This window comes from Kaistella solincola, assembly GCF_000812875.1.
Classification (GTDB): domain Bacteria; phylum Bacteroidota; class Bacteroidia; order Flavobacteriales; family Weeksellaceae; genus Kaistella; species Kaistella solincola.
In genome coordinates this window covers 949,465-972,619 of record NZ_JSYK01000003.1, presented here as the reverse complement: position 1 = coordinate 972,619, position 23,155 = coordinate 949,465, and the positions used below count along the sequence as shown (strand labels likewise).

At 38.9% G+C, this 23,155-nt stretch carries 20 protein-coding genes and 1 other RNA gene; 16 read left to right on the top strand and 5 right to left on the bottom strand.

Annotated elements, in window-relative coordinates; translation table 11 throughout:
* Positions 1 to 11 precede the first annotated feature (11 nt).
* Together OA84_RS08495 and OA84_RS11240 are read left to right on the top strand one after the other, a co-directional pair.
* Positions 12 to 692 (top strand): metal-dependent hydrolase, encoded by a 681-nt coding sequence (locus tag OA84_RS08495; protein ID WP_039345935.1) that lies wholly within the window; start codon positions 12 to 14, stop codon positions 690 to 692.
* A 3-nt stretch (positions 693 to 695) separates the two neighbouring features.
* Complete coding sequence (locus OA84_RS11240; RefSeq protein WP_052252154.1) at positions 696 to 1,493, top strand: NUMOD4 domain-containing protein; 798 nt, start codon at positions 696 to 698, stop codon at positions 1,491 to 1,493.
* A 1-nt stretch (position 1,494) separates the two neighbouring features.
* Here OA84_RS11240 and ffs read toward each other — a convergent pair.
* Positions 1,495 to 1,592, bottom strand: an RNA gene (ffs, locus tag OA84_RS11330) — signal recognition particle sRNA small type.
* A gap of 72 nt (positions 1,593 to 1,664) precedes the next feature.
* Here ffs and OA84_RS08485 point away from each other — a divergent pair.
* The 8 genes from OA84_RS08485 (at position 1,665) to OA84_RS08450 (ending at position 9,141) form a co-directional block, all read left to right on the top strand.
* Positions 1,665 to 2,243, top strand: coding sequence for a DUF4199 family protein (locus tag OA84_RS08485; protein WP_039344769.1), 579 nt, complete (start codon positions 1,665 to 1,667; stop codon positions 2,241 to 2,243).
* 59 nt (positions 2,244 to 2,302) lie between these two features.
* Positions 2,303 to 3,253 carry a glycosyltransferase family 2 protein gene (locus OA84_RS08480; protein ID WP_039344767.1) on the top strand — a complete coding sequence of 317 codons (951 nt, stop codon included), beginning with the start codon at positions 2,303 to 2,305 and terminating at the stop codon, positions 3,251 to 3,253.
* 28 nt (positions 3,254 to 3,281) lie between these two features.
* Positions 3,282 to 3,986, top strand: a complete 705-nt coding sequence (locus OA84_RS08475; RefSeq protein WP_039344764.1) for a GIN domain-containing protein — start codon at positions 3,282 to 3,284, stop codon at positions 3,984 to 3,986.
* 30 nt (positions 3,987 to 4,016) lie between these two features.
* On the top strand, positions 4,017 to 5,729 hold the full coding sequence (locus tag OA84_RS08470; RefSeq protein ID WP_039344762.1) for a phospho-sugar mutase: 1,713 nt from the start codon (positions 4,017 to 4,019) through the stop codon (positions 5,727 to 5,729).
* A 35-nt stretch (positions 5,730 to 5,764) separates the two neighbouring features.
* The gene (locus OA84_RS08465) at positions 5,765 to 7,018 is read left to right on the top strand and encodes a pyridoxal phosphate-dependent aminotransferase (RefSeq protein WP_039344758.1); all 1,254 of its coding nucleotides are present in this window, start codon (positions 5,765 to 5,767) and stop codon (positions 7,016 to 7,018) included.
* A 39-nt stretch (positions 7,019 to 7,057) separates the two neighbouring features.
* Positions 7,058 to 7,786: a 3-deoxy-manno-octulosonate cytidylyltransferase gene (gene kdsB, locus OA84_RS08460; RefSeq protein ID WP_039344755.1), complete on the top strand. Its 729-nt coding sequence runs from the start codon at positions 7,058 to 7,060 to the stop codon at positions 7,784 to 7,786.
* 112 nt (positions 7,787 to 7,898) lie between these two features.
* The gene (locus OA84_RS08455) at positions 7,899 to 8,561 is read left to right on the top strand and encodes a LolA-like protein (RefSeq protein ID WP_185093403.1); all 663 of its coding nucleotides are present in this window, start codon (positions 7,899 to 7,901) and stop codon (positions 8,559 to 8,561) included.
* A gap of 4 nt (positions 8,562 to 8,565) precedes the next feature.
* Positions 8,566 to 9,141, top strand: a complete 576-nt coding sequence (locus tag OA84_RS08450; protein WP_039345925.1) for a glutathione peroxidase — start codon at positions 8,566 to 8,568, stop codon at positions 9,139 to 9,141.
* A 518-nt stretch (positions 9,142 to 9,659) separates the two neighbouring features.
* Here the strand turns inward: OA84_RS08450 and OA84_RS08445 are convergent.
* The 3 genes from OA84_RS08445 to OA84_RS08435 all read right to left on the bottom strand — a co-directional run bounded on the left by OA84_RS08445 (position 9,660) and on the right by OA84_RS08435 (position 14,368).
* Positions 9,660 to 11,114, bottom strand: a complete 1,455-nt coding sequence (locus tag OA84_RS08445; protein WP_039344752.1) for an LptF/LptG family permease — start codon at positions 11,112 to 11,114, stop codon at positions 9,660 to 9,662.
* Positions 11,115 to 11,185: 71 nt separating this feature from the next.
* On the bottom strand, positions 11,186 to 11,833 hold the full coding sequence (locus OA84_RS08440) for a LolA family protein (RefSeq protein WP_039344749.1): 648 nt from the start codon (positions 11,831 to 11,833) through the stop codon (positions 11,186 to 11,188).
* Between the two features lie 66 nt (positions 11,834 to 11,899).
* A complete protein-coding gene (locus tag OA84_RS08435) occupies positions 11,900 to 14,368 on the bottom strand; it encodes an FtsK/SpoIIIE family DNA translocase (protein WP_039344746.1) in 2,469 nt (822 codons plus the stop codon).
* A gap of 275 nt (positions 14,369 to 14,643) precedes the next feature.
* Here OA84_RS08435 and OA84_RS08430 point away from each other — a divergent pair, with 275 nt between their 5' ends.
* The 6 genes from OA84_RS08430 to OA84_RS08405 all read left to right on the top strand — a co-directional run bounded on the left by OA84_RS08430 (position 14,644) and on the right by OA84_RS08405 (position 21,527).
* Positions 14,644 to 14,877 (top strand): hypothetical protein, encoded by a 234-nt coding sequence (locus tag OA84_RS08430; protein ID WP_039344743.1) that lies wholly within the window; start codon positions 14,644 to 14,646, stop codon positions 14,875 to 14,877.
* 72 nt (positions 14,878 to 14,949) lie between these two features.
* Positions 14,950 to 15,243 (top strand): hypothetical protein, encoded by a 294-nt coding sequence (locus tag OA84_RS08425; protein ID WP_039344739.1) that lies wholly within the window; start codon positions 14,950 to 14,952, stop codon positions 15,241 to 15,243.
* 118 nt (positions 15,244 to 15,361) lie between these two features.
* Complete coding sequence (locus OA84_RS08420; RefSeq protein WP_039344736.1) at positions 15,362 to 17,347, top strand: urocanate hydratase; 1,986 nt, start codon at positions 15,362 to 15,364, stop codon at positions 17,345 to 17,347.
* A 4-nt stretch (positions 17,348 to 17,351) separates the two neighbouring features.
* Positions 17,352 to 18,032, top strand: a complete 681-nt coding sequence (locus tag OA84_RS08415) for a peptidoglycan DD-metalloendopeptidase family protein (RefSeq protein ID WP_039345923.1) — start codon at positions 17,352 to 17,354, stop codon at positions 18,030 to 18,032.
* Positions 18,033 to 18,379: 347 nt separating this feature from the next.
* On the top strand, positions 18,380 to 20,764 hold the full coding sequence (locus tag OA84_RS08410) for a TonB-dependent receptor (protein WP_039344733.1): 2,385 nt from the start codon (positions 18,380 to 18,382) through the stop codon (positions 20,762 to 20,764).
* A 385-nt stretch (positions 20,765 to 21,149) separates the two neighbouring features.
* Entirely contained in the window at positions 21,150 to 21,527 is a 378-nt protein-coding gene (locus OA84_RS08405) for a GreA/GreB family elongation factor (protein WP_039344730.1), read from the top strand.
* Positions 21,528 to 21,561: 34 nt separating this feature from the next.
* Here OA84_RS08405 and OA84_RS08400 read toward each other — a convergent pair whose 3' ends face one another.
* The gene (locus OA84_RS08400; protein WP_039344727.1) at positions 21,562 to 23,097 is read right to left on the bottom strand and encodes a S41 family peptidase; all 1,536 of its coding nucleotides are present in this window, start codon (positions 23,095 to 23,097) and stop codon (positions 21,562 to 21,564) included.
* Between the last annotated feature and the right edge of the window lie 58 nt (positions 23,098 to 23,155).

Genomic DNA, 23,155 nt, shown 5'->3' with positions numbered 1-23,155 from the left:
TGGATGCTAAAATTAAATTTAAATTTTTGGGACAAAACTGTTTTTTGTTCACTTATAACGGCAAAAATATCCTGTCTGATCCTTTTTACAATTACCAGAAAGAAAAATCAGGGTTTGATATTGCTGCGCAGAAAATCGATTATGTTTTAATTACGCACGCGCACGGCGATCACATTGCCGATGTGAAAGAAGTTCTGGAAAACCACCCGGAAGCGCAAATTATCGGTCAGCCGGAAATTTGCGGCTATTTTGGGCATAAAAATTCAGTTGATATTAATTTCGGTGGTTCTGCAAAAATCGATGATCTGAAAATTTCAATGGTTCCGGCAAGTCACACCAGTTCTTTCCCCGATGGAACTTATGGTGGCGAACCTGCAGGATATTTTTTCCGCCTTCCGGGCAAGAATATTTACTTTTCCGGCGATACCGGCGTTATGGCTGATATGGAAATTTTTCCGAAACTTTTTGGTTTTATTGATTTAGCGATACTTCCCGTGGGTTCACATTACACCATGAGCGCCAGAAAAGCGAGTTTTGCAGCTCTGGAATTACTGAAAACGCCGCGCGTTATTGGCTGTCATTTCGATACTTTTCCCCCGATTACCATCAATCACGACGAAGCTGAACAACATTTTAAAGAAAAAAACATTGATTTTACCTTACCAAAATTAGGTGAAGAATTTGAAATCTAAAAAATGCTGTATCCGACCGAAATATGGAAAGAATATCCGCTGAATTTGGAAAACGACTCGCAGTATCGCGTAGAAGTTTCTAACTTCGGCCGTGTGAAAACGTATAATAAAAACCGTCCGGACGGAGGTTTAATTAAAGGTTCACTGCAAGGCGGTTATCCCATTGTTCGGTTTACATTATTTAAAGAAAGACCTTTAGATGTCGCCGAAAAAATTGAAGCGCTGAATGAACTTATTGCTTTTCTGGAAGACAGAAGAAGAACACTGGTTAAAAAAAGCCTTAAAACACCGGAAGAAATTGCGGAAATAGAAGAGTTGAAAAACCAAAGGCTTTCTGTAATTGCAAAGCGGAAAAAATATATTTTAAAAACCGACCGTAAGCGTCAGGTTTTTTCTCATTTCTTAATTCATCGTGCGGTGGCAGAACTTTTCCTGGAAAAACCCGCTGATGCTGAAGTGGTGATACATAAAGATTTTAATAAAGAAAATAACCACGCAAGTAATCTGCAGTGGGCGACAAAAGAAGAAGCTTTCGCGCGTTATGCCGATAATCCGTATTACAAAACGAAAAAATACGCGGAAAAAACTTTCGGCGCGGAAAGAAAAAAATCGGCCAACGAAAAACTTTCCGTAGAAAATGTACTTTATATCAAAGAAAAACTTGCTCAGGGAAAAACGCTTCGCGAACTTGCACAACAGTTTAAAGTTTCAGATATGCAAATTCACCGCATAAAAACGGGAGAAAATTGGAAAAACGTAAAGACTTTAAGTGAAATAAAAACTCAGAAAGAGAAGAAATAAAAAATGGCAAGCTACCTAAATCACACCGCTACAACCGATTACCTTTGCTGCGTTCCCACCCTGGAGGAGTTTCAGGAGCTGGTTGTTTAGGACTTGCCGTTGCAAAGATACGCCTTTAATTCAAAATTCAAAATTCTACGCCTTAAAAAGGCAAATTTTATTAAAATAAATATGACTAAAAACATTTACACCATTGGTTTTGTGCTCTTTCTAATTACCATGGCAATTTTTCTGGGACTGTATTTTTTCGGCATGAATACCGATTATTTTAACAATTCGCTTCTCATCAACGCTTTTATACTTCCCGTAATTTATCTCGGCGGCGCTTATGTTTCGGTAAATTCTCTCCGAAAAGCCGGTATAAAAATGGGTTTTCGCGACGCTTTCGGCCGTGCTTTTAAACCAATGTTCATCGGCGGACTTCTTTCGATCATCACGATGTTTTTATTTTTGAATTTTGCTGATCCTATCGCAAAAGATTTACTTAATTTTCAATACATCGAGCGGCAAAAAACCGAGCTTGAAGCGGAATACGCCAAAGCCAGCCAGTTTGTAAAAACGCCCGAAGAAAAAGCGGAACTCGATAAAAAATATCAGGAAAGAAAGGAAAGTTTTGCACCAAAAATGATTGAAGGAAAGGACATGTTTAGTTTCCGCCAGTTTGCGTATTATTTCGCCGCAGTCTTGGTTTTTTATATAATTCTTTCCACCTTTTTCGCCAGTTTTTTCAGAAGCAGAACCGAACTTTAATTCAAATGAATGCTGCAAAGAAATAATGCCTTAATTTTGTGTCAAATCTAATTTTATCAATGAATTTATCGATCATCATTCCGTTACTTAATGAAGAAGAATCTTTAGAAGAACTTTTTTCCCGCATTGATAAAGTGTGTAATTCGGAAGGTTTGTCTTACGAAATCTGGTTTGTAGACGATGGCAGCACCGATTTGTCGTGGAGCATTATTGAGAATTTACGCGTTCAGAATCCACAAATTCACGGAATTAAATTTTCGCGCAATTATGGTAAATCCCAGGCGCTTCACGCTGCATTTGAAAAAGCGCAGGGCGATGTTATTATCACTATGGATGCAGATTTACAGGATTTTCCCGAAGAAATTCCGGAGCTGTACTATATGGTGAAAACCGAAGGTTACGATATTGTTTCGGGCTGGAAAAAAAAGCGCTTTGACAATGTAATGACTAAAAATATTCCGTCCAAAGTTTTTAATGCTGCGGCGCGAGGGATTTCCGGAGTTTCACTTCACGATTTCAACTGCGGTTTGAAAGCATACAGAAAACAAGTCGTAAAATCCATCGATGTATACGGCGATATGCACCGCTATATTCCGGTTTTAGCAGCTAATGCAGGCTTCCGGAAGATTACCGAAAAAGCCGTGCAACATCAGGCGAGACCGTACGGAACTTCAAAATTTGGTACCGAGCGTTTTGTGCGTGGCTTTTTAGATTTAATAACATTGTGGTTTGTCAGCCGTTTTGGTGGTCGGCCGATGCATTTTTTCGGCGCCGTAGGAACGGTCATGTTTATCGTCGGTTTTCTTTCTGCACTTTGGCTGGGAATTTCAAAATTAATCGATGTTTCAAGAGGAATTTACGGACATTTATTAACGGATAATGCGTGGTTTTTTATCTCTTTAACCATGATGATTTTGGGAACGCTTTTATTTATCGCCGGCTTTTTAGGCGAAATGCTGATCCGTACCAACCGCCCGCACGAAAATTATCATGTGGAAGAAGTGATTTAAAAATTACCTGCTATTTGACCCCTTTTTTATGAAAAATCTGTTTTTCCTTTTACTTTCATTTTCGATTCTTTCCTGCGGAAAAGTGCGCCCGAAAGGCGATATTTCCAGCACCGATGCTAAAGTGGAAGATTTTGTAAACCTTAATTTAGATGGAAAATTCCGCGCTTTTTATGTGAAAGGCGACAGCAGTTACGTGAATATTGAAACGTATAGAAACGTAAGCAAAAACCTGAAATTAAAGGTAAAAAACAAAACTTTAAATATCACCGAAAGCCGCGAAACAGAAGGTGTAGATTTCTATAATGTTACCATCTATTCAAAATATAATTTAGAAAAAGTTTCCGCTTCAAATTCCGTAGAACTGAATATATCCAGCGAAATTAAGACCGATAATTTCCGGCTGAATTTAAAAAATAATGCTAAATTTATTGGATCGGTGAATACAAGGCGTGCCGAAGTGGAAATGAACCAAAAAAGCAGAGCAAACTTTTTGGGCAAAAGCGCCGAAGCAGTTTTAAAAGTCTCGGATACCGCCAGCATCATTGCACCATATTGGATGATAAACAGTGCAAAAATTTCAGCAAAAAACGGCAGCTATACCGAAATAAATGTAACCGATTCTTTAAAGGGTTCCGTCGAAAAAACCGCAAAACTCACGTATTACGGCGATCCGATTCAGGCTTTGAAAATTGAAAAAACTGCAAATGTTCAACACGGAAAATTAGATTTATAATTTACTTCCGAATAATAGAAATTAAAAAATATGACCACTTTAGAAAAAGCAAATCTTTGGCTCACAGATACTTTCGATGCGGAAACCCAAAATGTAATCCGGCAGTGGATCGAAGCTGATTCCGATGAAATGGAAGATTCTTTCTACCGAGAACTGGAATTCGGCACCGGCGGAATGCGAGGCATTATGGGCGTTGGCACAAACCGTTTAAACAAATATACGTTAGGTCAGGCAACGCAAGGGCTTGCAAATTATCTTCATCAGCAGTTTCCAAACGAAAATATAAAAGTTGCTATTGCTTACGATGTGCGCCACAATTCAAAAGAATTTGGTAAAATGTGCGCGGATGTTTTAACGGCAAATGGCATTAAAGTTTTAATTTTCAAAGAGCACCGCCCAACTCCGGAGCTTTCCTTTACTGTTAGAGATAAAAATTGCAACGCCGGGATTGTTTTAACCGCGTCGCACAATCCGCCGGAATACAACGGCTATAAAGTATATTGGAATGACGGCGCGCAAATCGTTCCGCCAAATGACGAAGCGATTATTAACGAAGTGTATTCCGTGAAGTTTGAGGAAATTAAATTTGAAGGAAATGACGATTTAATTGAATGGATCGGCGAGGAGCAGGACGATGTTTACATCGATGCATGCATGAAAAATTCTTTGTATCAAAATGTAGGTCGCGATAATTTAAATATCGTTTTCACCTCCATTCACGGCACGACTTACACTACAGTTCCAAAGGCGCTGGAAAAAGCAGGCTTTAAAAAAGTTGATCTGGTGCGCGAGCAAATGATTCCCAGCGGTAATTTCCCGACCGTAGCTTCACCAAATCCGGAAGAACCGGCCGCGCTGGAAATGGCGCTGGATTTAGCCAGAATTACCAATGGTGATATTGTTATCGGAACGGATCCGGACGGCGACCGTTTGGGAATTGCAGTGCGAAATTTGGATGGTGAAATGCAGCTTCTGAACGGAAATCAAACCAACACGATTTTAACCTATTATATCCTCGATCAGTGGAAAAAAGCCGGGAAAATTACGGGTAAAGAATTTATTGGATCAACCATTGTGACTTCTGATATTTTCTATGACATTGCTGAGAAATTCGGTGTGGACTGCAAAGTTGGTTTAACTGGTTTTAAGTGGATTGGAAAAATGATTCGCGATTTCGAAGGCGAGGAACAATTCATCTGCGGTGGCGAAGAAAGTTTCGGTTTTATGACCGGAGATTTCGTGCGCGATAAAGATTCCTGCGGTTCTATTTTATTGGCCTGTGAGATCGCGGCATGGTGCAAAGCCAATGGCAGCACAATGTTCGAATACATGATTGATATTTACAAAGACCTTGGTTTATATTACGAAGGCTTGGTAAATGTGGTGCGAAAAGGCAGAACTGGTGCAGAAGAAATTCAGCAAATGATGAAAGATTTCCGTGAAAATCCGCCAGAAATGATCGCAGGTTCCAAAGTGGCAACGGTGAAAGATTTCCAGGAACAAACATCATTAAATCTTTTGAACAACGAAAAATCCACGATGGACGACATTCCAAAATCCAATGTTTTAATTTATTACACCGAAGACGGAACAAAAGTCTGCGTGCGTCCTTCCGGAACGGAACCTAAAATTAAATTTTATGTTTCCGTGAAGGATTCAATCGCTTCTGAGCAGGATTTCCGTGAAAAGCTTGTTGTTTTAGAACAGAAAATTAATCAGGTAAAAGCAGATTTAAAGCTTTAAAACTCAAAAATTAAATTAACTAATTGAGCAATCATATGAAAGTATCAAAACTCGCCCAAAATCTTATCGGTTCAGAAATTATTAAAATTGGTAATCAGGTAAATGATCTGAAAACGCAAGGCGCCGAGATCGCCAATCTTACCATCGGTGATTTGGATGCCAATATTTACCCGATTCCCGCAAGGCTGAAAGAAGAAATTCAGAAAGCTTACCAAAATAACCTGACCAATTATCCGCCGGCAAACGGCCTTTTGTCTCTGAGAAAAGCTGTTTCCGAAGATCTAAAAAATCGCTGGAATCTTAAATATTCTGCAGATGAAATCTTAGTGGCAGGCGGCTCCAGACCTTTAATTTATGCTACTTTCAAAACGATTGTTGATGAAGGTGATAAAGTGGTTTATCCAATTCCTTCGTGGAACAACAACCATTATGCCTATTTGACTCACGCTGAAAAAATTGAAGTTGAAACGGCTCAGTCCAATAACTTTTTGCCGACTGCAGAAGAATTGAAACCTCATTTGGAAGGTGCAGTTCTGCTGGCTTTATGTTCTCCGCTGAATCCGACCGGAACAATGTTTACTAAAGATCAGCTCACCGAAATTTGTGAACTTGTTCTGGAAGAGAATAAAAAACGCGATGAGAATGAAAAACCGCTTTATCTGATGTATGATCAGATTTACGCGATGCTTACTTTTGATGAAGAGCATTTCAATCCGGTTTCTCTTTTCCCGGAAATGAAGAAATACACCGTTTTTATCGACGGAACTTCAAAATGTTTTGCGGCAACGGGAGTCAGAGTAGGCTGGAGTTTTGGTCCTACGGAAATTATTGACAAAATGAAAGCATTACTCGGCCACATCGGGGCCTGGGCGCCAAAACCTGAGCAGCAAGCCGTTTCGGTATTTTTGGGTGAGACGGAACATTTAGACTTTTTTGTGAATGACTTTAAGGGAAAAATCACTGACAGTTTAAAGATTCTGCATACAGGAATTCAGGAAATGAAATCCCGTGGGTTGCAGGTCGACAGTATTAAACCGATGGGTGCACTGTATCTCACCATCGAGCTTGATTATTTAGGCAAAACAAAAGCCGATGGTTCGCAGATTGCGGATTCGTCTGACCTTGTATTTTATCTGATCAACGAAGCTGGTGTGGCGCTGGTACCATTTTCGGCGTTCGGAAATTCACGGAATATGCCTTGGTTTAGGGCATCAGCGGGTGGTTTATCAGCTGATGAAATAAAAAAAATGTTGCCGAGATTAGAAGCTGCTTTAGAAAAATTAGCCTAAAAAAGAGGCTTTTTTTATCATTTAAAATCACAATAAAATATGAAAATTATCGCTGTAATTCCGGCCCGCTACGAAGCCACGCGTTTTCCGGGAAAATTAATGCAAAAATTGGGCGATAAAACGGTGATTTCTACAACTTACCAAAACGTAGTAGAAACGCAGCTTTTTGATGAAGTTTTCGTCGCAACAGATTCCGAAATAATTTTTGAAGAAATTTTGTCCCTCGGTGGAAAATCTGTAATGACCGGACAACACGAAACTGGCAGCGACCGCATTGCGGAAGCCGTTCAAAATATCGAATGCGATATCGTGGTAAATGTTCAGGGCGACGAACCTTTTCTGAAAATGGAACCGCTGAAAAAATTAATTTCAGTTTTTCATTCTGATTTTAACAAGGAAATTTCGCTGGCTTCCTTAAAGATAAAATTATCCAAGAAAAGCGAAATCGAAAATGCCAATAATGTGAAAGTTATTACCGACGGCGACGGTTTCGCGCTGTATTTCAGCCGCTCGGTAATTCCGTACACGCGCGGTAAAATGGAGGATACAGAATTTTTTAAACATATCGGCGTTTATGCTTTCAGAAAAGAAGCTTTGAAGCAGTTCACGAAACTGCCGATGAAACCGCTGGAAATCGCCGAAAAGATCGAATGCCTGCGCTTTCTCGAATACGGCATGAAAATAAAAATCATAGAAACCGATTTTGTTGGCGTGGGAATAGACGTTCCTGCGGATTTGGAGGAAGCGCGCAGACTTTTGCGATTATAATTTCTTTCAATTAAAAAAGTATATATTTGGTCGCTTTTTTGGGATTAAATTTTTTAGCCCTTAAAGCACGTAATTTTTTAAAAACGCAATTTTAATATTGCCAATGATTATAATGAAAAAGATTTTTTCAGTTTTTCTACTCGCTTTCAGCACCATTATTTCAGCACAAACCGCAAAGGAAATTATCGATAAAAACATCGAAGTTTCGGGCGGTCTTACCAATTGGAAACTTTTGAATTCCGTTTTGCTGCAGGGAAAAGTAACTTTGGGAATTAATGATGATTATCCGATAAAAATTTATCAGCAAAGACCAAATCTTACCAAAACCACGATTATGATTGGTAAAAAAGAATCTGCGGTGGAAGGTTATGATGGTACAAAAGGTTACGCGATGAATTATGCGACCAATAAAATCCAGGAATACCCGAATTATTCGCCCGAAAGTTTTGACAATGATTTTATCGATTGGGAAAACAAAGGTTTTGAAGCTGAATTTTTAGGTAAAGAAAAAGTGGGCGACATCGTTTGTCTTAAAGTGGAACTGACAAAAAACGTCAATAAAACCCTGTATTTTTTCAATGCTAAAACGTACATGCTAATAAAGGAAGTGCAGAAAGATGAAACTTTAACGTATGATGACTACCGTGCGGTCGGAAATTTGATGATGCCTTTCCGGATAGAATCTACATCGCCGAAAAAGGACAGCGATTACGTGATGATTTTAAATAAAATAGAAACCAACAAAGTTTTCCCGGCGAATACTTTTAAATTTTAATATGATGAAAAAATTATTTATTTTGTTTTTAGCAGGCGGCGCGTTGCTCCAAAGCTGCAAAAACATTAACAAAAATACCGCAAACATGAGCACAAACGAAACAGCGAACAAATCTCTGTTCGATTACAAAGTAGAAAGTCTGGACGGTAAAGAAATAAATTTTGCCGATTTTAAGGGCAAAAAAGTGTTGATCGTAAACACCGCTTCGGAATGTGGTTTTACGCCTCAATATGCTGATCTGGAAAAACTTTCGAAAGATTATGCGGACAAACTTGTAGTTGTAGGTTTTCCGGCAAATAATTTCGGTGGGCAGGAACCAGGAACAAATGAAGAAATCGGAGCTTTTTGCGAGAAAAATTTCGGCGTAACTTTCCCGATGGCTGCTAAAGTTTCGGTGAAAGGTGACGACATCGCACCGATATTTAAATATCTGACTGAAAAAGATTTGAACGGAGTAAAAAACACCGCTATTCTTTGGAATTTTACCAAATTTCTGGTGGATGAAAACGGAAAGTTAATCGATTCATATATCAGCACCACAAAACCGGACAGCGACGCGATTACAAAATTTTTAAAGTAAAAAGCAGCTTTTTTACTGTTTTATAGAGTTTACAGATTCGTCTGTAAACTTTTTTTTTGGAAAAAAAACGGTTGTTTAGTGGGGAATAAATATGGTTGAATTTTTTGTGGCGCGAGCGAAGCGAGCGTCAATGTTGTCAAAGCTTTGTGAATTATTAAATTTTAGCTGTTTTGTAGTCAAATTTTTTGGTTTTGTAAAAACTTGATTCAGCTATATAATTGTGAAATGACGCTCGCTTCGCTCGCGCCGATGTCTACGAAAGTTTGTGATAGGAATAAATTTTAGCTTCTTTTTAGCCAAATTTTTCGGTTTTGTATATTTAAACGCGCGAGCGAAGCGAGCGCTAATATCCACCGAGTTTTCACTAGCCCGGATTGAAGCGGCATCCTTTTGCGGAGCGCAGCGCAGCAAAAGATACAGCGAAAAGCCGGAAATAGCTTCTAAATAAAATACAAAATAGTGCACGTTTTACGGCAAATAAAAAGGATGAATAAATATTAATCCTATTTAATTTTAACTTAGCGATAACGCTGGTGTTCTTTGTTTTTCGAGAATTTTGCAATAATTGGTTTGAAAAGCGCTTTATATTTTTCAATATCGAAAAGTTGAGAATCTGTCAATGCTTTATAAGTGAGCCAAATTCCGAACGGAAACAGCACCATATTCGGGAGCCACGCCGCTAAATACGGATCCATTTCGCCAGCCCATGCGAAGTTTTCTGCCGATAAATTAAGCAAATAAAACAGGATAAATACCACAATCGCAATAACTACCGGAAGTCCCAGACCGCCTTTGCGGATAATTGAACCTAAACTGCTGCCGATTAAAAAGAAAATAATACACGTCACGGAATAGGAAACAATCCTTTGCTGATGCATAATTACACGCGAAAAATAGCCGTGCATATCTTTAATCTGCGAATCTTTTCCCAAAGTCGTAAGCTTTACATTTTCGATTTTGTTGTACGCTGAAAAAAGCATTTCGTTTTTTTGTTTTTGCTTTATAGAATCAACTTTCGGTGGCGCGGTAATTTTCGTCTGTGCTTTTGTATTATCAATGTACGTCACATAGCTGTTCGCCTGGCTCACCAATTCGTAAGTCATGTTGTTCAGGATATTTTCGTTGCTTTTTTTGGTTTCTTTGATGGTGCTGTTCAACTCCAAGATATTCTGGAAAGAGTAGTCATCAGTGATTTTTTCAGCTTCGATGGCTTTATTGATGATTTCCGAAATATTAAAATGGGAAACCAAAGTATCAAATTTTATCGCTTGGTCCGGCTGTTTTAAACGTTGGTTATAATCGGCGCCGCTTAATTGATCTTCGTAAACATGACCGTTAAACAGAACCAACTTAAGAAAATTCGGGTTTGCGGCCGGAACAAATTTTCCTTTTTCAGCTACGATAGATTGCTGGTCTTCAAAAGAGTTCGCCATTCTGTGAATGAAAACGCCGGTTAAATTTTCGCCGCTATCGCCGGATATTCTGTCAAATTTTACACTGTAACCCGGAATTTGCTGAATAAACTGTCCGGGTGTGAAATTTAGGGCAGGTTTTGAAGCCGCGATATTATAGAGCATATTTTTGGCTTTCCGCTGGAAATCGGGGACGACATTATTGGAAAAAACGAATAAAAGCAGGGAAAAAAATAGCGTGGTAAAAAACAGCGGCAACATAATTCGCGTCAGCGAAATTCCTGCGGCTTTCATCGCCGCAAGCTCGTAACGCTCACCGAAATCACCGAAAGTCATAATAGATGAGAGCAAAATGGTAAGCGGCAAAACCAATTGCACCACAATAGCAGAAAGGTAGGAGAGGAGTTTCAGGATTTCCCAGTAACTCAAACCTTTTCCGGTGAATTGCGCCAGGCGGATCCAGATAATATTAACCACGAAAATGAAAAACAGCACGCTGAAAATGAAAACGAACGGGCCGAAAAAAGTTTTGATGACGTAGCCGTCAAGTTTTTTTATCATGCGTCAAATTTACCAAAAAAAGTCACAAAGTATTTGGCTTTGTGACTTATTAATATGATTGTAGCTGGTTTTTACAGCTCAGTAATTAAATAATTCTTGTAATTATCTTTATTAAAGCTAAACATGCTGCTGCTTAGATTTTGGTTTTCGCGATAATCCTGAATCGCAATTACCGAAACGTTATTATCTGCAGAAAACTGCTCGATTTTTACAAGCTGCTTTTTCGGGCCGTTTACATAAATTCTAACTTCTTTAATTCCTTTGCTTTTCGCTGGCGTCAGCTTAATGTAATCAGCGTTAACGCCGTTTACACTGCGTTTCCCAATGTAATTTACGTTATAACCTTTTTTATATTCTTCAATATAATTCAGTGGTGAAAACATTTGCTCGCCGACGGTTGGCTTTGCTACGGTTACCTCCTGGTCTTCCGCAGAAATATTATAGATTTTATTTCCGTCAAAAATCTGCTCCGTACCCATAATTTTCAGTTTGTACTGATCATCTGCAGAGTAAAAAATTCCGGGTTCTGTTTTGGTAACTTTCTGTCCTGTTCCAGTTCCGTAAACAAATTTGAAGTAAACATTCTTTTTGCTTTTATAATTGTTCGCAACAGCATCCAAAATGCTTTTTGCTTTAGCATCTATTTTTTGTGCTGAAAAACTTGCTGTGGCTGCGATGACTAAAATTCCTACTGATATTTTTCTAAAAAGTGTTTGCATTATTTGTGATTTGCGTTTTGGATTAAAATTTTAAAACGAAGTTAAACTTTTGTTTAAAATCAAGCTTTATTTGCGCAAACCTTCCAAAAACTGTTCCAAAGAATTGAGGTCTGAAATCAGCACTTCACGCGCTTTTGCACCATTAAAACCACCTACAACACCGCTGGCTTCAAGCTGGTCCATAATTCTGCCCGCTCGGTTATAGCCGAGTTTCAGCTGACGCTGCAACATCGATGTAGAACCTTGCTGTGTTGAAACAATAATTCTGGCAGCATCTTCGAAAAGTACATCTTTTTCATTCGGATCAAAAGCAGCAACTGTGGAAATATTTTCCTCGCTTGAATATTCAGGCAGCATAAAAGCACTTGCATAACCTTTTTGTTCTCCGATGAATTCAGCTATTTTTTCAACTTCCGGCGTATCAACGAAAGCACACTGCAAACGCATAATTTCGTTTCCGTTAAAATATAGCATGTCACCTTTACCGATAAGTTGGTCCGCACCCGGTGAATCCAGAATTGTTCTTGAATCTACACTTGAAATTACTCGGAAAGCAGCTCGGGCAGGGAAATTTGCTTTAATCATACCCGTTATTACATTTACCGACGGTCTTTGTGTCGCTACAATTAAGTGTATTCCCACAGCGCGCGCCAGCTGTGCTAAACGTGCGATTGGTAACTCCACCTCTTTCCCGGCAGTCATAATTAAATCAGCAAATTCGTCCACCACCAAAACGATGTAAGGCAAATATCGATGACCGTTTTCCGGGTTCAGTTTGCGTTCAGAAAATTTCTTGTTGTATTCCTTGAGATTTTTACAAAATGCATTTTTAAGCAAATCGTAACGCTGATCCATTTCAATGCAAAGAGAATTCAGCGTATTAATTACTTTGTGTGTATCGGTGATAATTGCGTCTTCGCCATCCGGAAGTTTTGCTAAATAATGTCGTTCAATTTTTGAGTAAAGTGAAAGTTCCACTTTTTTCGGATCCACCATCACGAATTTCAGTTCGCTCGGATGTTTTTTATAAAGCAATGAAGTTAAAATCGCATTAATACCAACCGATTTTCCCTGTCCGGTTGCTCCAGCCATCAAAAGGTGAGGCATTTTAGCTAGATCTGCGATGAAAATTTCGTTCGAAATGGTTTTACCAAAAACTACCGGCAAATCCATGTCTGTATTTTGAAATTTTTGCGAGGCGATGACGCTGCGCATCGAAACCATTGAAGGATTTTTCCGCGGGACTTCAATTCCGATTGTCCCTTTTCCGGGCATCGGTGCAATAATCCTGATTCCAAGCGCGGAAAGGTTCAGCGCGATGTCGTCCTGCAATTTTTTAATTGAAGCTACGCGAATTCCGGCTTCCGGAACGATTTCATACAACGTAACAGTCGGTCCGATTGTCGCTTTAATTTCCGCAATCCCAACATTGAAATTTTTAAGAAGTCCAACGATCTTATTTTTATTTTCCTCTAATTCGTCCTTATTTATAGAGATTTCCTCGTTTCCGTAATCACGCAGCAGATCGATGGTCGGCATCTGGAATTTTGCCAAATCAAGTTTATGGTCGTAGTAACCGTGCTTATCTACCAATTCCTGGGATTTTAAATCAGATTCGTCCAACACATCTACAGGTTTCGCAACTTCAACTTTAAAATTTATTTCCTCCTCTACAGGCAAATTTTCCAGTTTTGCCGGCGTATTATCTAAATTTAAATTCAGTGAATTTCCAGCAGTTTCACCATCAAACGAAGTTTGGTTCGGTGTTTTTATGGTCTCAAATTCCGACTCTGGCGCACTATTTTTTACCGGCGCTGAATGATTTTCTTTCTGGATTCCGGCACTTTCGGTTACGGTAATTAAAGGCGATTCAACCTCCGAAAAATTTTCAAGTTCTTCATCCGCTTCAAAACTTTCAGCAGATTTCGGCAGCATTCCTTTCACGCGGCCGACGGTGTTGTCGTTTAAATCCGTCAGTTTTGATTTGATATTATTCGGATTTAAATTAAATTCTAAAATAAAATACAGCGCAATACTTACCAGAATCACCAGCCACAAACCGGCAGTTCCGATGACAGAATTCAGGAAATCCATGATTTGAAAACCGTAAACACCACTTAAAACGCCTTCGCCTTGGGTGATCGCTCCGAAAAAAATCGGCAACCAACAAATGAAAAACAGCGAATGTCCAATTGTTTTCCAGGGTTTGAAATAATTTTTTTTAAGAATAATTAAACCACAGACAAAAAACAGAAATGCTACTAAAAAAGCCGCAACACCAATACTTTCGAAAATAAAAATATTTCCCAGCCAATCGCCGATTTTACCGAAGAAATTCGATGATTTTATGGTTTTGTCCAGCATGGTTCCGGCTTGGCTTTGGTCGGCCTTCCAGTTCATGAGGTATGAAACGAAAGAAAGTGCCGCCACCACGGAGAGGAGCAGAAATAAAATACCGAAAAATATACGAGGTTTAGAAAGGATTTTGTTTTGGTCCATCGCGGCGGATGGCGTTTTTTTAGCGCTTTTTTCCATAATATCAATGTGGACAAATTTAATAATATATTTCAATTAATTTCGGCTGTGGTGGATAATATTTCGGAATTTCAGCAATATTTTGCTTTAAAAATGATGTATAGAAATTTCAGTTTTTTGCTGCTTTTTGAGCCAAATTTTTCATTTTAAATTCTGACGGCTAACTGCTTAAAATTTAGTTTCAGAATTTTTTTAGAATGAAATTTTCAGCAAGGCGTAATAATTGCACTTCAATTGCGCATTCAGTATTTCATTAATTATACAAAACCGAAGTCATGGAAAATAATAAAAACCTTCCGGAAGACACCGAAAAATCTATAGAAAGCGGATTACCAATAAATGAGCGAAGATTGCTTACCGAGGAAGAACGAAAATTAAAAAGCATAGTTGATAACCGAAATCGCAAAGTTGCGGAAAACGCCGTTCCGCCGGATTCCTGGGAAAACCAGCAAAAAGCATATAATGACGCCTGGGAAAATAATAAAAACCGGGAACTGGACGATGATTAATTAAGAGCTATTATATAAAGGAGTGATTTTTAAAAAAAAGCATCAAACATCAACCAAAAAATTATAAAAATTATGGGACTTTCAGACAATATCGAAGAACAAAACGAAAAGTTAAAACAAATGAATTACAGTCCGGATAAGGACATTTTCAATCAGGAAGAACATGTTCCGCTTGATGGCGACGGAAATCCAATTCTGAACGAGCAACCTGATGAAGAACGGATGGGTGATGACCTGGATGTTCCCGGAAGCGCAGCCGACGACGCAATGGAAAAAATCGGTTCGGAGGATGAAGAAAATAATTTCTACAGTCTTAGTGATAACGAAGACAATCACGAAGAAACCAACGAAGATCTTTTAGGCTAAATTAAAACCTTACTTTTCAGTAAGGTTTTTTTCTGGAAAAAGTCTGCGATTTGCTTTGTATTTCTTAATTTGAATATCTTTAAAAACAGAAAAACCGTTAATTTCGAAAAACAAAACCATGACTTTTCAAGAAGAAATACAGCAGGGAATTCCCGATTTTTTGCCAAACCCGAAACCTTACAATTCAGAAATCAATCACGCGCCGAAACGCAAAGATATTTTATCAGCCGAAGAAAAAGTCTTGGCGCTGAAAAACGCTTTGCGCTATTTTGATCCGAAATTTCATGCGGAATTATTGCCGGAATTCCGTCAGGAGCTGGAAGATTTTGGACGTATTTATATGTTCCGCTTCCGCCCGGAATATGATATGAAAGCGAAAAATATCGGTGAATATCCCGGAAAATCTGAGCAGGCGAAAGCCATCATGCTCATGATTCAAAATAATCTGGATTATGCGGTGGCGCAGCATCCACACGAATTGATAACCTATGGGGGAAATGGTGCGGTTTTTCAAAACTGGGCGCAATACCTTTTGACCATGAAATATCTTTCGGAAATGACAGATGAGCAAACGTTGGCAATGTATTCCGGGCATCCCATGGGATTATTTCCGAGCCATAAAGATGCGCCACGTGTGGTAGTAACCAACGGTTTGGTGATCCCAAACTATTCAAAACCAGATGACTGGGAAAAATTTAATGCCTTGGGCGTTTCACAATATGGCCAGATGACTGCCGGAAGTTTTATGTACATCGGTCCGCAGGGAATTGTACACGGCACCACGATTACAGTTTTAAATGCTTTCAGAATAATAAAAAAATCGCCGAAAGGTGGAATCTTTGTGACTTCCGGTTTGGGCGGTATGTCAGGCGCACAGCCAAAAGCCGGAAATATTGCAGGCTGTATCACAGTTTGTGCCGAGGTGAATCCAAAAATTGCCAAAATCCGGCACGAGCAGAAATGGGTTGATGAAATTCATGAAAATCTTGACGATTTGGTTGAAAGAGTTCGAAAAGCACAGCAAGATAATGAAACAGTTTCTTTGGCTTATCTTGGAAATGTGGTGGAAGTTTGGGAAAAATTTGACTTTGAAGGGCTAAAAATTGACATCGGTTCTGATCAAACTTCGTTGCACAATCCGTGGGCAGGAGGCTATTATCCGGTCGGAATTTCATTCAAGGAAGCCAATAAAATGATGGCAGAAAATCCGGAAGAATTCAAAGAAAAAGTTCGGAAAAGTTTACGACGACACGCTGCGGCAATAAATAAGCACACCGAAAGCGGTACCTACTTTTTCGATTACGGAAACGCATTTTTGTTGGAAGCGAGCAGAGCAGGCGCTGATGTAATGTCGGAAAATCCGTGTCTTGGGCGAGAATTTAAATATCCGAGTTATGTGCAGGATATTATGGGACCGATGTGTTTTGATTACGGTTTCGGACCGTTCCGTTGGGTTTGTGCAAGCGGAAAACTGGAAGATTTAGCAAAAACTGATGAGATTGCTTGTGAGGTTTTAGAGGAAATTATGAAGAATTCGCCGGCAGAAATTCAGCAGCAAATGCAGGATAATATAACTTGGATTAAAGGCGCGCAGCAAAATAAATTGGTTGTCGGTTCGCAGGCGCGAATTCTTTATGCTGATGCTGAAGGTCGCATGAAAATCGCGGAAGCTTTTAATAATTCCATAAAAAAAGGAGAAATAGGCCCAATAATTTTAGGTCGTGATCACCACGATGTTTCCGGCACCGATTCTCCGTACCGCGAAACTTCCAATATCTACGACGGTTCGCGTTTCACGGCAGACATGGCGATTCAAAATGTCATCGGCGATAGTTTCCGTGGTGCAACCTGGGTTTCCATTCATAATGGTGGCGGCGTTGGCTGGGGCGAAGTTATAAATGGTGGTTTCGGGATGTTGCTTGACGGAAGTCCGGATGCTGAACGACGCTTAAAATCCATGCTGTTCTGGGACGTTAATAACGGAATCGCGCGGCGCAGCTGGGCACGGAACGAAGGTGCGGTTTTCGCCATCAAGCGAGCCATGGAAGCTGAACCGCATCTAAAGGTTACGTTGCCGCACTTTGTAGATGAACGTTTATTTTAAAACGATGAAAACAATAAAAGACATTCTGGAAGACCAAAAAGACGTCTATGTAATTGATTCAACAAGCATTTACAAAAACTATGTCCCTTTCGATCTTTCTGCAAAACATACGGATGAACTTAATTTAGACTTAACCGATGCCGAAAAGTTCGAAGAGTTTGTAGAAAATCATCTTTCAGCAAACAATGCGAAAGTGGCTTTTGGCGGTTACCTTGAAAGACGAAATCTATATAAAAGAAGTGAAACTTTTAACAGCGAAAATACCGAGGAACGAAACATTCACATCGGTTTGGATTTGTGGATCAAGGCGGGAACCTCCGTTTTAAGCGCATTGGACGGAAAAATTCACAGTTTTCAAAACAATATTTCCCTTGGAGATTACGGCCCGACCATTATTTTGGAACACGAAATTGACGGCGTTACTTTTTACACGTTGTATGGACATCTAAGTCTGGAAAGTTTAAACGGAAAAAGAGAAGGACAACTCGTAAAGAAAGGAGAAAAAATCGCGGAGCTCGGAAAAGCACCGGTCAATGGAGATTATGCGCCGCATTTGCATTTTCAGATCATTAAGAATATCGAGAATAAAAAAGGTGATTATCCAGGCGTTTGCAGTTCGAAAGATTTAGGTTTTTATAAAGAAAATTGCCCCGATCCGAATTTATTATTGAAGATCGTTAATTAATACGTTTAAAAAATTAAAGTTCAGCATCAAAAAAAAGGTCGATAATTAACAAAAACCTCGCGAGAATGCGAGGTTTTCTATATTTAAAAAAAATGTCATTTCAGATCGGAAAAAACATTTGGTATGTATATTTACTAATTATTTTGTTTTAGATTATATTTGTACTAACTTTGTAAAAGCAATATTGACCTACAAGCCATAAAAATTATCGCTTAAAGTGCCGAATTTTTTGGTTTTTGCCACTTTAAAAAAGTAGTTTTAGTTTCATTATAGTGTTTTTGTAGTTAGTTTTTAATGTAAGCGTCCTATTTTCGGGGCGCTTATTGTAATTTTACCAAAAAAATTTTATGAAGTTTCTCTTTTCCTTTTTTTTAATCGCCGTGTCAGTCGCTTTTTCGGCGCAAACCGGAAGCATTAATATCAACGTATACGATGAGTTCAGCAAAAAAGCACTTCCAGCTATAGTTTCGATTTCAAACGATGGGCGCACATTTACCGGTGAGGGAAATATTACGGTGAGCGATCTTCCGTCCGGAAATTATACTTTTGAAATTCGCTCCGCGGATTATGAAACCGGCTTTTTAAAGGACATTAATATTCTTCCGAATCAAAATTTAACGTATTCAATTGGTTTAAATAAAGTCGCGCAAAAAATCGACGAAGTTGTTATCACCAAAAAACAGTACAAAACCACGGCAGAAAGTCCGCTTTCCTTGCGAAATATTACGAGCGAAGAAGTGCAGAAAAATGCAGGTTCAACGCGAGATGTTTCCAAAGCGATTTTAAGTTTTCCAGGTGTTGGAAGCACCGCAACTTTCAGAAATGATTTATTTATCCGCGGTGGAAGTTCTTCTGAAAATAAATTTTACATCGACGGTATTGAAGTTCCCGTAATCAACCACTTTCAAACGCAAGGCGCTTCCGGCGGTCCGCGTGGCATCATCACTATCGATTTTGTAAAAGATGTAGATTTCTACAGCGGTGCTTTTCCGGCTGCACGAAACGGCGTTTTGTCTTCCTTGTTTGAATTTAATTTAAAGCAGGCAAGAAAAGATAAATTAGGTTACAAAGCCGTCATTGGTTTAGACGATATGCAGCTGATGGCCGACGGTCCGCTTTCGAAAGATCAATCCTGGACCGGACTTTTCAGCGTAAGAAAATCTAATTTGCAGCTTTTGTTCAAAGCCATCGGTTTACCGTTTTTGCCAAGTTATTACGACGCCACTTTTAAAGTCGCTAAAAAATTCAAATCTGGTGACGAACTATTTTTCCTGGGTTTAGGCGCAAAAGACAGCTTTAAATTCAATGAAAACGCAGAAAATACTTTATCAAATCTAACTTTGATTGAGCAGCTTCCGGTTTCACCACAATGGAATTATACCATCGGCGCGGGTTACCGTCACCTTGCCGAAAACGGAAACTGGCTTTTGACCGCAAGCCGAAATATGCTCGATAATCAGGCTTTAAAATATTACCGAAATATTGAAGTTCCTGAAAACTTGCTTTATGATTATAAATCTCAGGAAAGCGAAAATAAAGTGCGCTTTGACCGTAGTTTTTCTCTGAATGATTATAAATTCAGCGCTGGAACGAACGTTAATTTTGCGAAATATTTCAATAATTCAACCATCAAAAATGTAACGCAAAATGCGGTAAATTTTGATGAAATTTTTTCTGAGCTTAATATTGTGCAGTATGGTTTGTATGCGCAAACTTCGAAAAGATTTTTCAGCGACAGGCTGCAGCTTTCCGGAGGTTTTCGTGTTGATGCGAGCAATTATTCCGATGAAACCAACAATCCTTTAGACCAGTTTTCACCACGTTTTTCATTAAGTTATAAACTTACGCCAAAAGTTTCCCTGAACTTCAACACCGGAATTTTCTACCAGCTTCCGGCGTACACGTCGCTTGGATATGAAGAAAACGGTGAATTCATTAATAAAAATTCTTTAACATACATCAGAAACTCCCATTTGGTGGGTGGTGTGGAATATAATGGTAATGATAATCTACGCTTTACGGTGGAAGGTTATTTTAAAAAATACAAAAATTATCCGTTTTCGCTTCGTAACCAAATTTCTTTAGCAAATGTGGGCGGAGGTTTTGGCGTAGTTGGAAATGAGCCACTGGATTCACGCGGTTTTGGTGAAACTTATGGTTTGGAATTTTTGGTTCAAAAAAGAACGGTAAATAATTTTTACGGAATTATGGCGTACACTTTTGGTTACTCGAAGTTTTCGAATGGTGAAGGAAATCTGTTGCCGTCCAGCTGGGATTCGCGACATATTTTGGCGCTTACCGCCGGAAAATATTTCAACCGAAACTGGAACCTGGGCGCGCGCTTCCGTTTGCAATCCGGTTTGCCGGAAACGCCGTATGATTTGCAGCGCAGCGCTTTGGTGAGCATCTGGAATATTTCCAATGGTCCGTTGCAGGATTTTAACCAGTTAAATTCTCAACGCGGAAATCTTTCGCATCAGCTGGATTTGCGCGCTGAAAAGAAATGGATTTTCAGTAAATGGCAGTTTACAGCGTACATCGATGTTGTAAACGCATATGGGTCAAAAAGCCCGAGCCGTTTGCCTGTCGTGAATTTACAGCGCGACGCTTATAACAACGGAATTATCGCCAATCCGGAAGCGCCACAAAACGAACAGTATTATTTGCTTCAAACCGGTGAAAATGACGGTTCTACGCCGTTGCCATATTTCGGTTTTATTTTCGAATTTTAGAAAAAGTAAAAATTTGGTGCTTTTAGCGGCAAATAAATATTTAGCAATGTGGAAAATGTAACTGTTTGTAAATCTAATATATAAGTCCTATCTTTGCTTTTCAGAAGAAAAAAAATGACGTTAATTTACCTTTTTTTGGAGAAATTTTCAGACGATGTAAAGTCGTCATTTTTGTGCTATCTGCTTGACGACAAATTTCTTAAAAATTCTAAAGAGTTTATTTAATCCTCCCTGTCGCGGTTCAGGGCAGGGAACTTCCAAAATTAAATACTCAATCCATCAATTTTGAATGCTTACGCAGAAAATTTAACCAATAATGTTGTTTGAAGTTTCTGTCTGAATCAGCTTTGGTATTCAAGAATTTAAATTTAGAAAAGAAATCAACATGTCCGAACAAATCATTTTAACCACAGGTATTTACGATTTAATTAAAGAACATTTACGCAGAAAATCTACAACCATCGAAGAAGAAGAAATTCTCTTAAACCAGCTGAGACACGCAAAACAGTTGCGCCGCCGCGAGTTGCCCGAAGACGTTGTAACGGTAAACCGCGCGATTACGGTGAAAGATTTGGAAACCGAAGAAGAGGAAAAATTCCTTTTTGTGCAGACGAGCAAAGAAAAAGTAAAAAAGGGAAAATATTCCATTTTATCGCCGATGGCGCTTGCAACGGTAGGGAATAAAGTTGGCGATGTAATTACGTGGCCGTTTAAAGATGGCGATAAAAAAATCGAGATTTTAAGTGTAGAACATTATAACTAAAATAAAAAAAACTCCCAAATTCGGGAGTTTTTTGCTATTTGTCTTTTTTAATGTCGTCGAAAATCCATTGCAGCTGCACATCATTTTTTTTGAAAATTTGGTCCAAAGTAGGGGAAATTTTTTCGTCGGGAAGTACACCTTTTTTGGTAAAAGTAAAATCGATGTTAGGTTGAATCAGCATTAAACCAATCGGTAATTTTAGCTTGCTGTTCGGCAGTTTTTTCGTAGAATATCTTCCGGCAACGGTGCCGTCATTTGCGCCGCCGGTTTCTTCACCAACCAAAAAAGCGCGTTGATCATTTTTTAATTTCGAAGCAATAATCGAGGAGGCCGAAAAACTGCTGCCGTTTATCAGAACATAAATTTTGCCGGTAAAATGGTCTTTTTTTGGTTTTCTTATGGAGAAAAAACTGTTATTTCTAAGAAAAAATCCGTCGCTTTCTTTTTTCACCGAAAGGGCAGAACCCACAAAATAAAACGGATAAACCAAAACGGCAAACGGTTTCAGCAAAGTCGGAAACTCGCGGAAATAATCTGCCTGCAACATCGAAGCGCGCGATGTAACTTCGATATCATTGATAAACTGAAAATTCTCGGAAACCAAGTAGGAATAAAGGTTATTTATTTCCGCCAGCGAGCCGCCCAAATTATCACGGATATCTATAATTAAATATTTTGCCGGTGATTTTTTTAAAACAGCAAAACTCTGGCGGTAAAATTTCCGCGAATAGGTGCCTGAAAAAGTTTTGATTTTCATGTACGCAACCGAAGAATCTTTCTGCGGAAACTGCAGATCGCGGTTGAAACTTTTGGTGATGATATTATAATCTTTGGTTTTTCCCGAATCGCTTTTGGTGAGTTTTTTCTCCTGCTTTTCCTTGCTTTTCAGCTCTTTTTCGGATATTTTTTCGCGGCGCAGATAAAATGTATTTTTTTGATTTTCAAATAATGTTTCAACTTTTACGCTGTCTAGAATGCCGAATTCTTCGGTAAAAAATGTTGGCCAGCGCCGCGCCATGGAATATTTTTGAAAAGTGGTGTTGAAACCGTCGCTATTTACAAAAGGTTTATATTTTTCAATTAAATTTTTTACGGGAATATCTTTAATGCTGATAATTTCGCTTCCGACTTTCATATTTGGAAGTTTATCCGGATTGTCTTTTACGAAAACACGGTTACCGTCCACCACAAAATTATAGCGCGAAAGCAAACCTTTTTGCTTTTTCAGATCACGGATTTCTTTTTTGGTCAAGCGTTTTTCAGCGGAATATAAACGGAGATGACCCTCTCGAATATCAGCGATGACCGGCGCAAGCTTCTGGTAAAATTCGTTTGGTTTTAAGGGTTTATTAATCGTGGTTTTTAAACTGTCAAATTTAAAATCCAAGTCTTCTTTGCTGATGTACCAATACAGTTTCGGATGCAGTTTTTCCAGCTGATGCTGCGCAAAATCCACGTCTGCTTTTAGCTTTTCAGCGGAAACAGGCTTCTTTAATCCTTCATTAAATTTCTTCACCGAAATACACGACGTCAGCAAAAAAAAACCGGCAAAAAGGAGGAAATTTTTCAAATTTTAATTTTGCTAAAAATAATATTTAATTCAGTAAAACGAAAAAAAATCCCCTTCG

Bases quoted from the DNA above. Each gene is read 5' to 3' on its own strand.
- OA84_RS08440 (WP_039344749.1), bottom strand. From the start codon at position 11,833: ATGCAAACACTTTTTAGAAAAATATCAGTAGGAATTTTAGTCATCGCA.
- OA84_RS08465 (WP_039344758.1), top strand. From the start codon at position 5,765: ATGAAAGTATCAAAACTCGCCCAAAATCTTATCGGTTCAGAAATTATT.
- OA84_RS08420 (WP_039344736.1), top strand. From the start codon at position 15,362: ATGACTTTTCAAGAAGAAATACAGCAGGGAATTCCCGATTTTTTGCCA.
- OA84_RS08445 (WP_039344752.1), bottom strand. From the start codon at position 11,114: ATGATAAAAAAACTTGACGGCTACGTCATCAAAACTTTTTTCGGCCCG.
- OA84_RS08415 (WP_039345923.1), top strand. From the start codon at position 17,352: ATGAAAACAATAAAAGACATTCTGGAAGACCAAAAAGACGTCTATGTA.
- OA84_RS08485 (WP_039344769.1), top strand. From the start codon at position 1,665: ATGACTAAAAACATTTACACCATTGGTTTTGTGCTCTTTCTAATTACC.
- OA84_RS08480 (WP_039344767.1), top strand. From the start codon at position 2,303: ATGAATTTATCGATCATCATTCCGTTACTTAATGAAGAAGAATCTTTA.
- OA84_RS08425 (WP_039344739.1), top strand. From the start codon at position 14,950: ATGGGACTTTCAGACAATATCGAAGAACAAAACGAAAAGTTAAAACAA.
- OA84_RS11240 (WP_052252154.1), top strand. From the start codon at position 696: ATGCTGTATCCGACCGAAATATGGAAAGAATATCCGCTGAATTTGGAA.
- OA84_RS08450 (WP_039345925.1), top strand. From the start codon at position 8,566: ATGAAAAAATTATTTATTTTGTTTTTAGCAGGCGGCGCGTTGCTCCAA.
- OA84_RS08430 (WP_039344743.1), top strand. From the start codon at position 14,644: ATGGAAAATAATAAAAACCTTCCGGAAGACACCGAAAAATCTATAGAA.
- OA84_RS08405 (WP_039344730.1), top strand. From the start codon at position 21,150: ATGTCCGAACAAATCATTTTAACCACAGGTATTTACGATTTAATTAAA.
- OA84_RS08410 (WP_039344733.1), top strand. From the start codon at position 18,380: ATGAAGTTTCTCTTTTCCTTTTTTTTAATCGCCGTGTCAGTCGCTTTT.
- OA84_RS08475 (WP_039344764.1), top strand. From the start codon at position 3,282: ATGAAAAATCTGTTTTTCCTTTTACTTTCATTTTCGATTCTTTCCTGC.
- OA84_RS08470 (WP_039344762.1), top strand. From the start codon at position 4,017: ATGACCACTTTAGAAAAAGCAAATCTTTGGCTCACAGATACTTTCGAT.
- OA84_RS08455 (WP_185093403.1), top strand. From the start codon at position 7,899: ATGAAAAAGATTTTTTCAGTTTTTCTACTCGCTTTCAGCACCATTATT.
- kdsB (WP_039344755.1), top strand. From the start codon at position 7,058: ATGAAAATTATCGCTGTAATTCCGGCCCGCTACGAAGCCACGCGTTTT.
- OA84_RS08435 (WP_039344746.1), bottom strand. From the start codon at position 14,368: ATGGAAAAAAGCGCTAAAAAAACGCCATCCGCCGCGATGGACCAAAAC.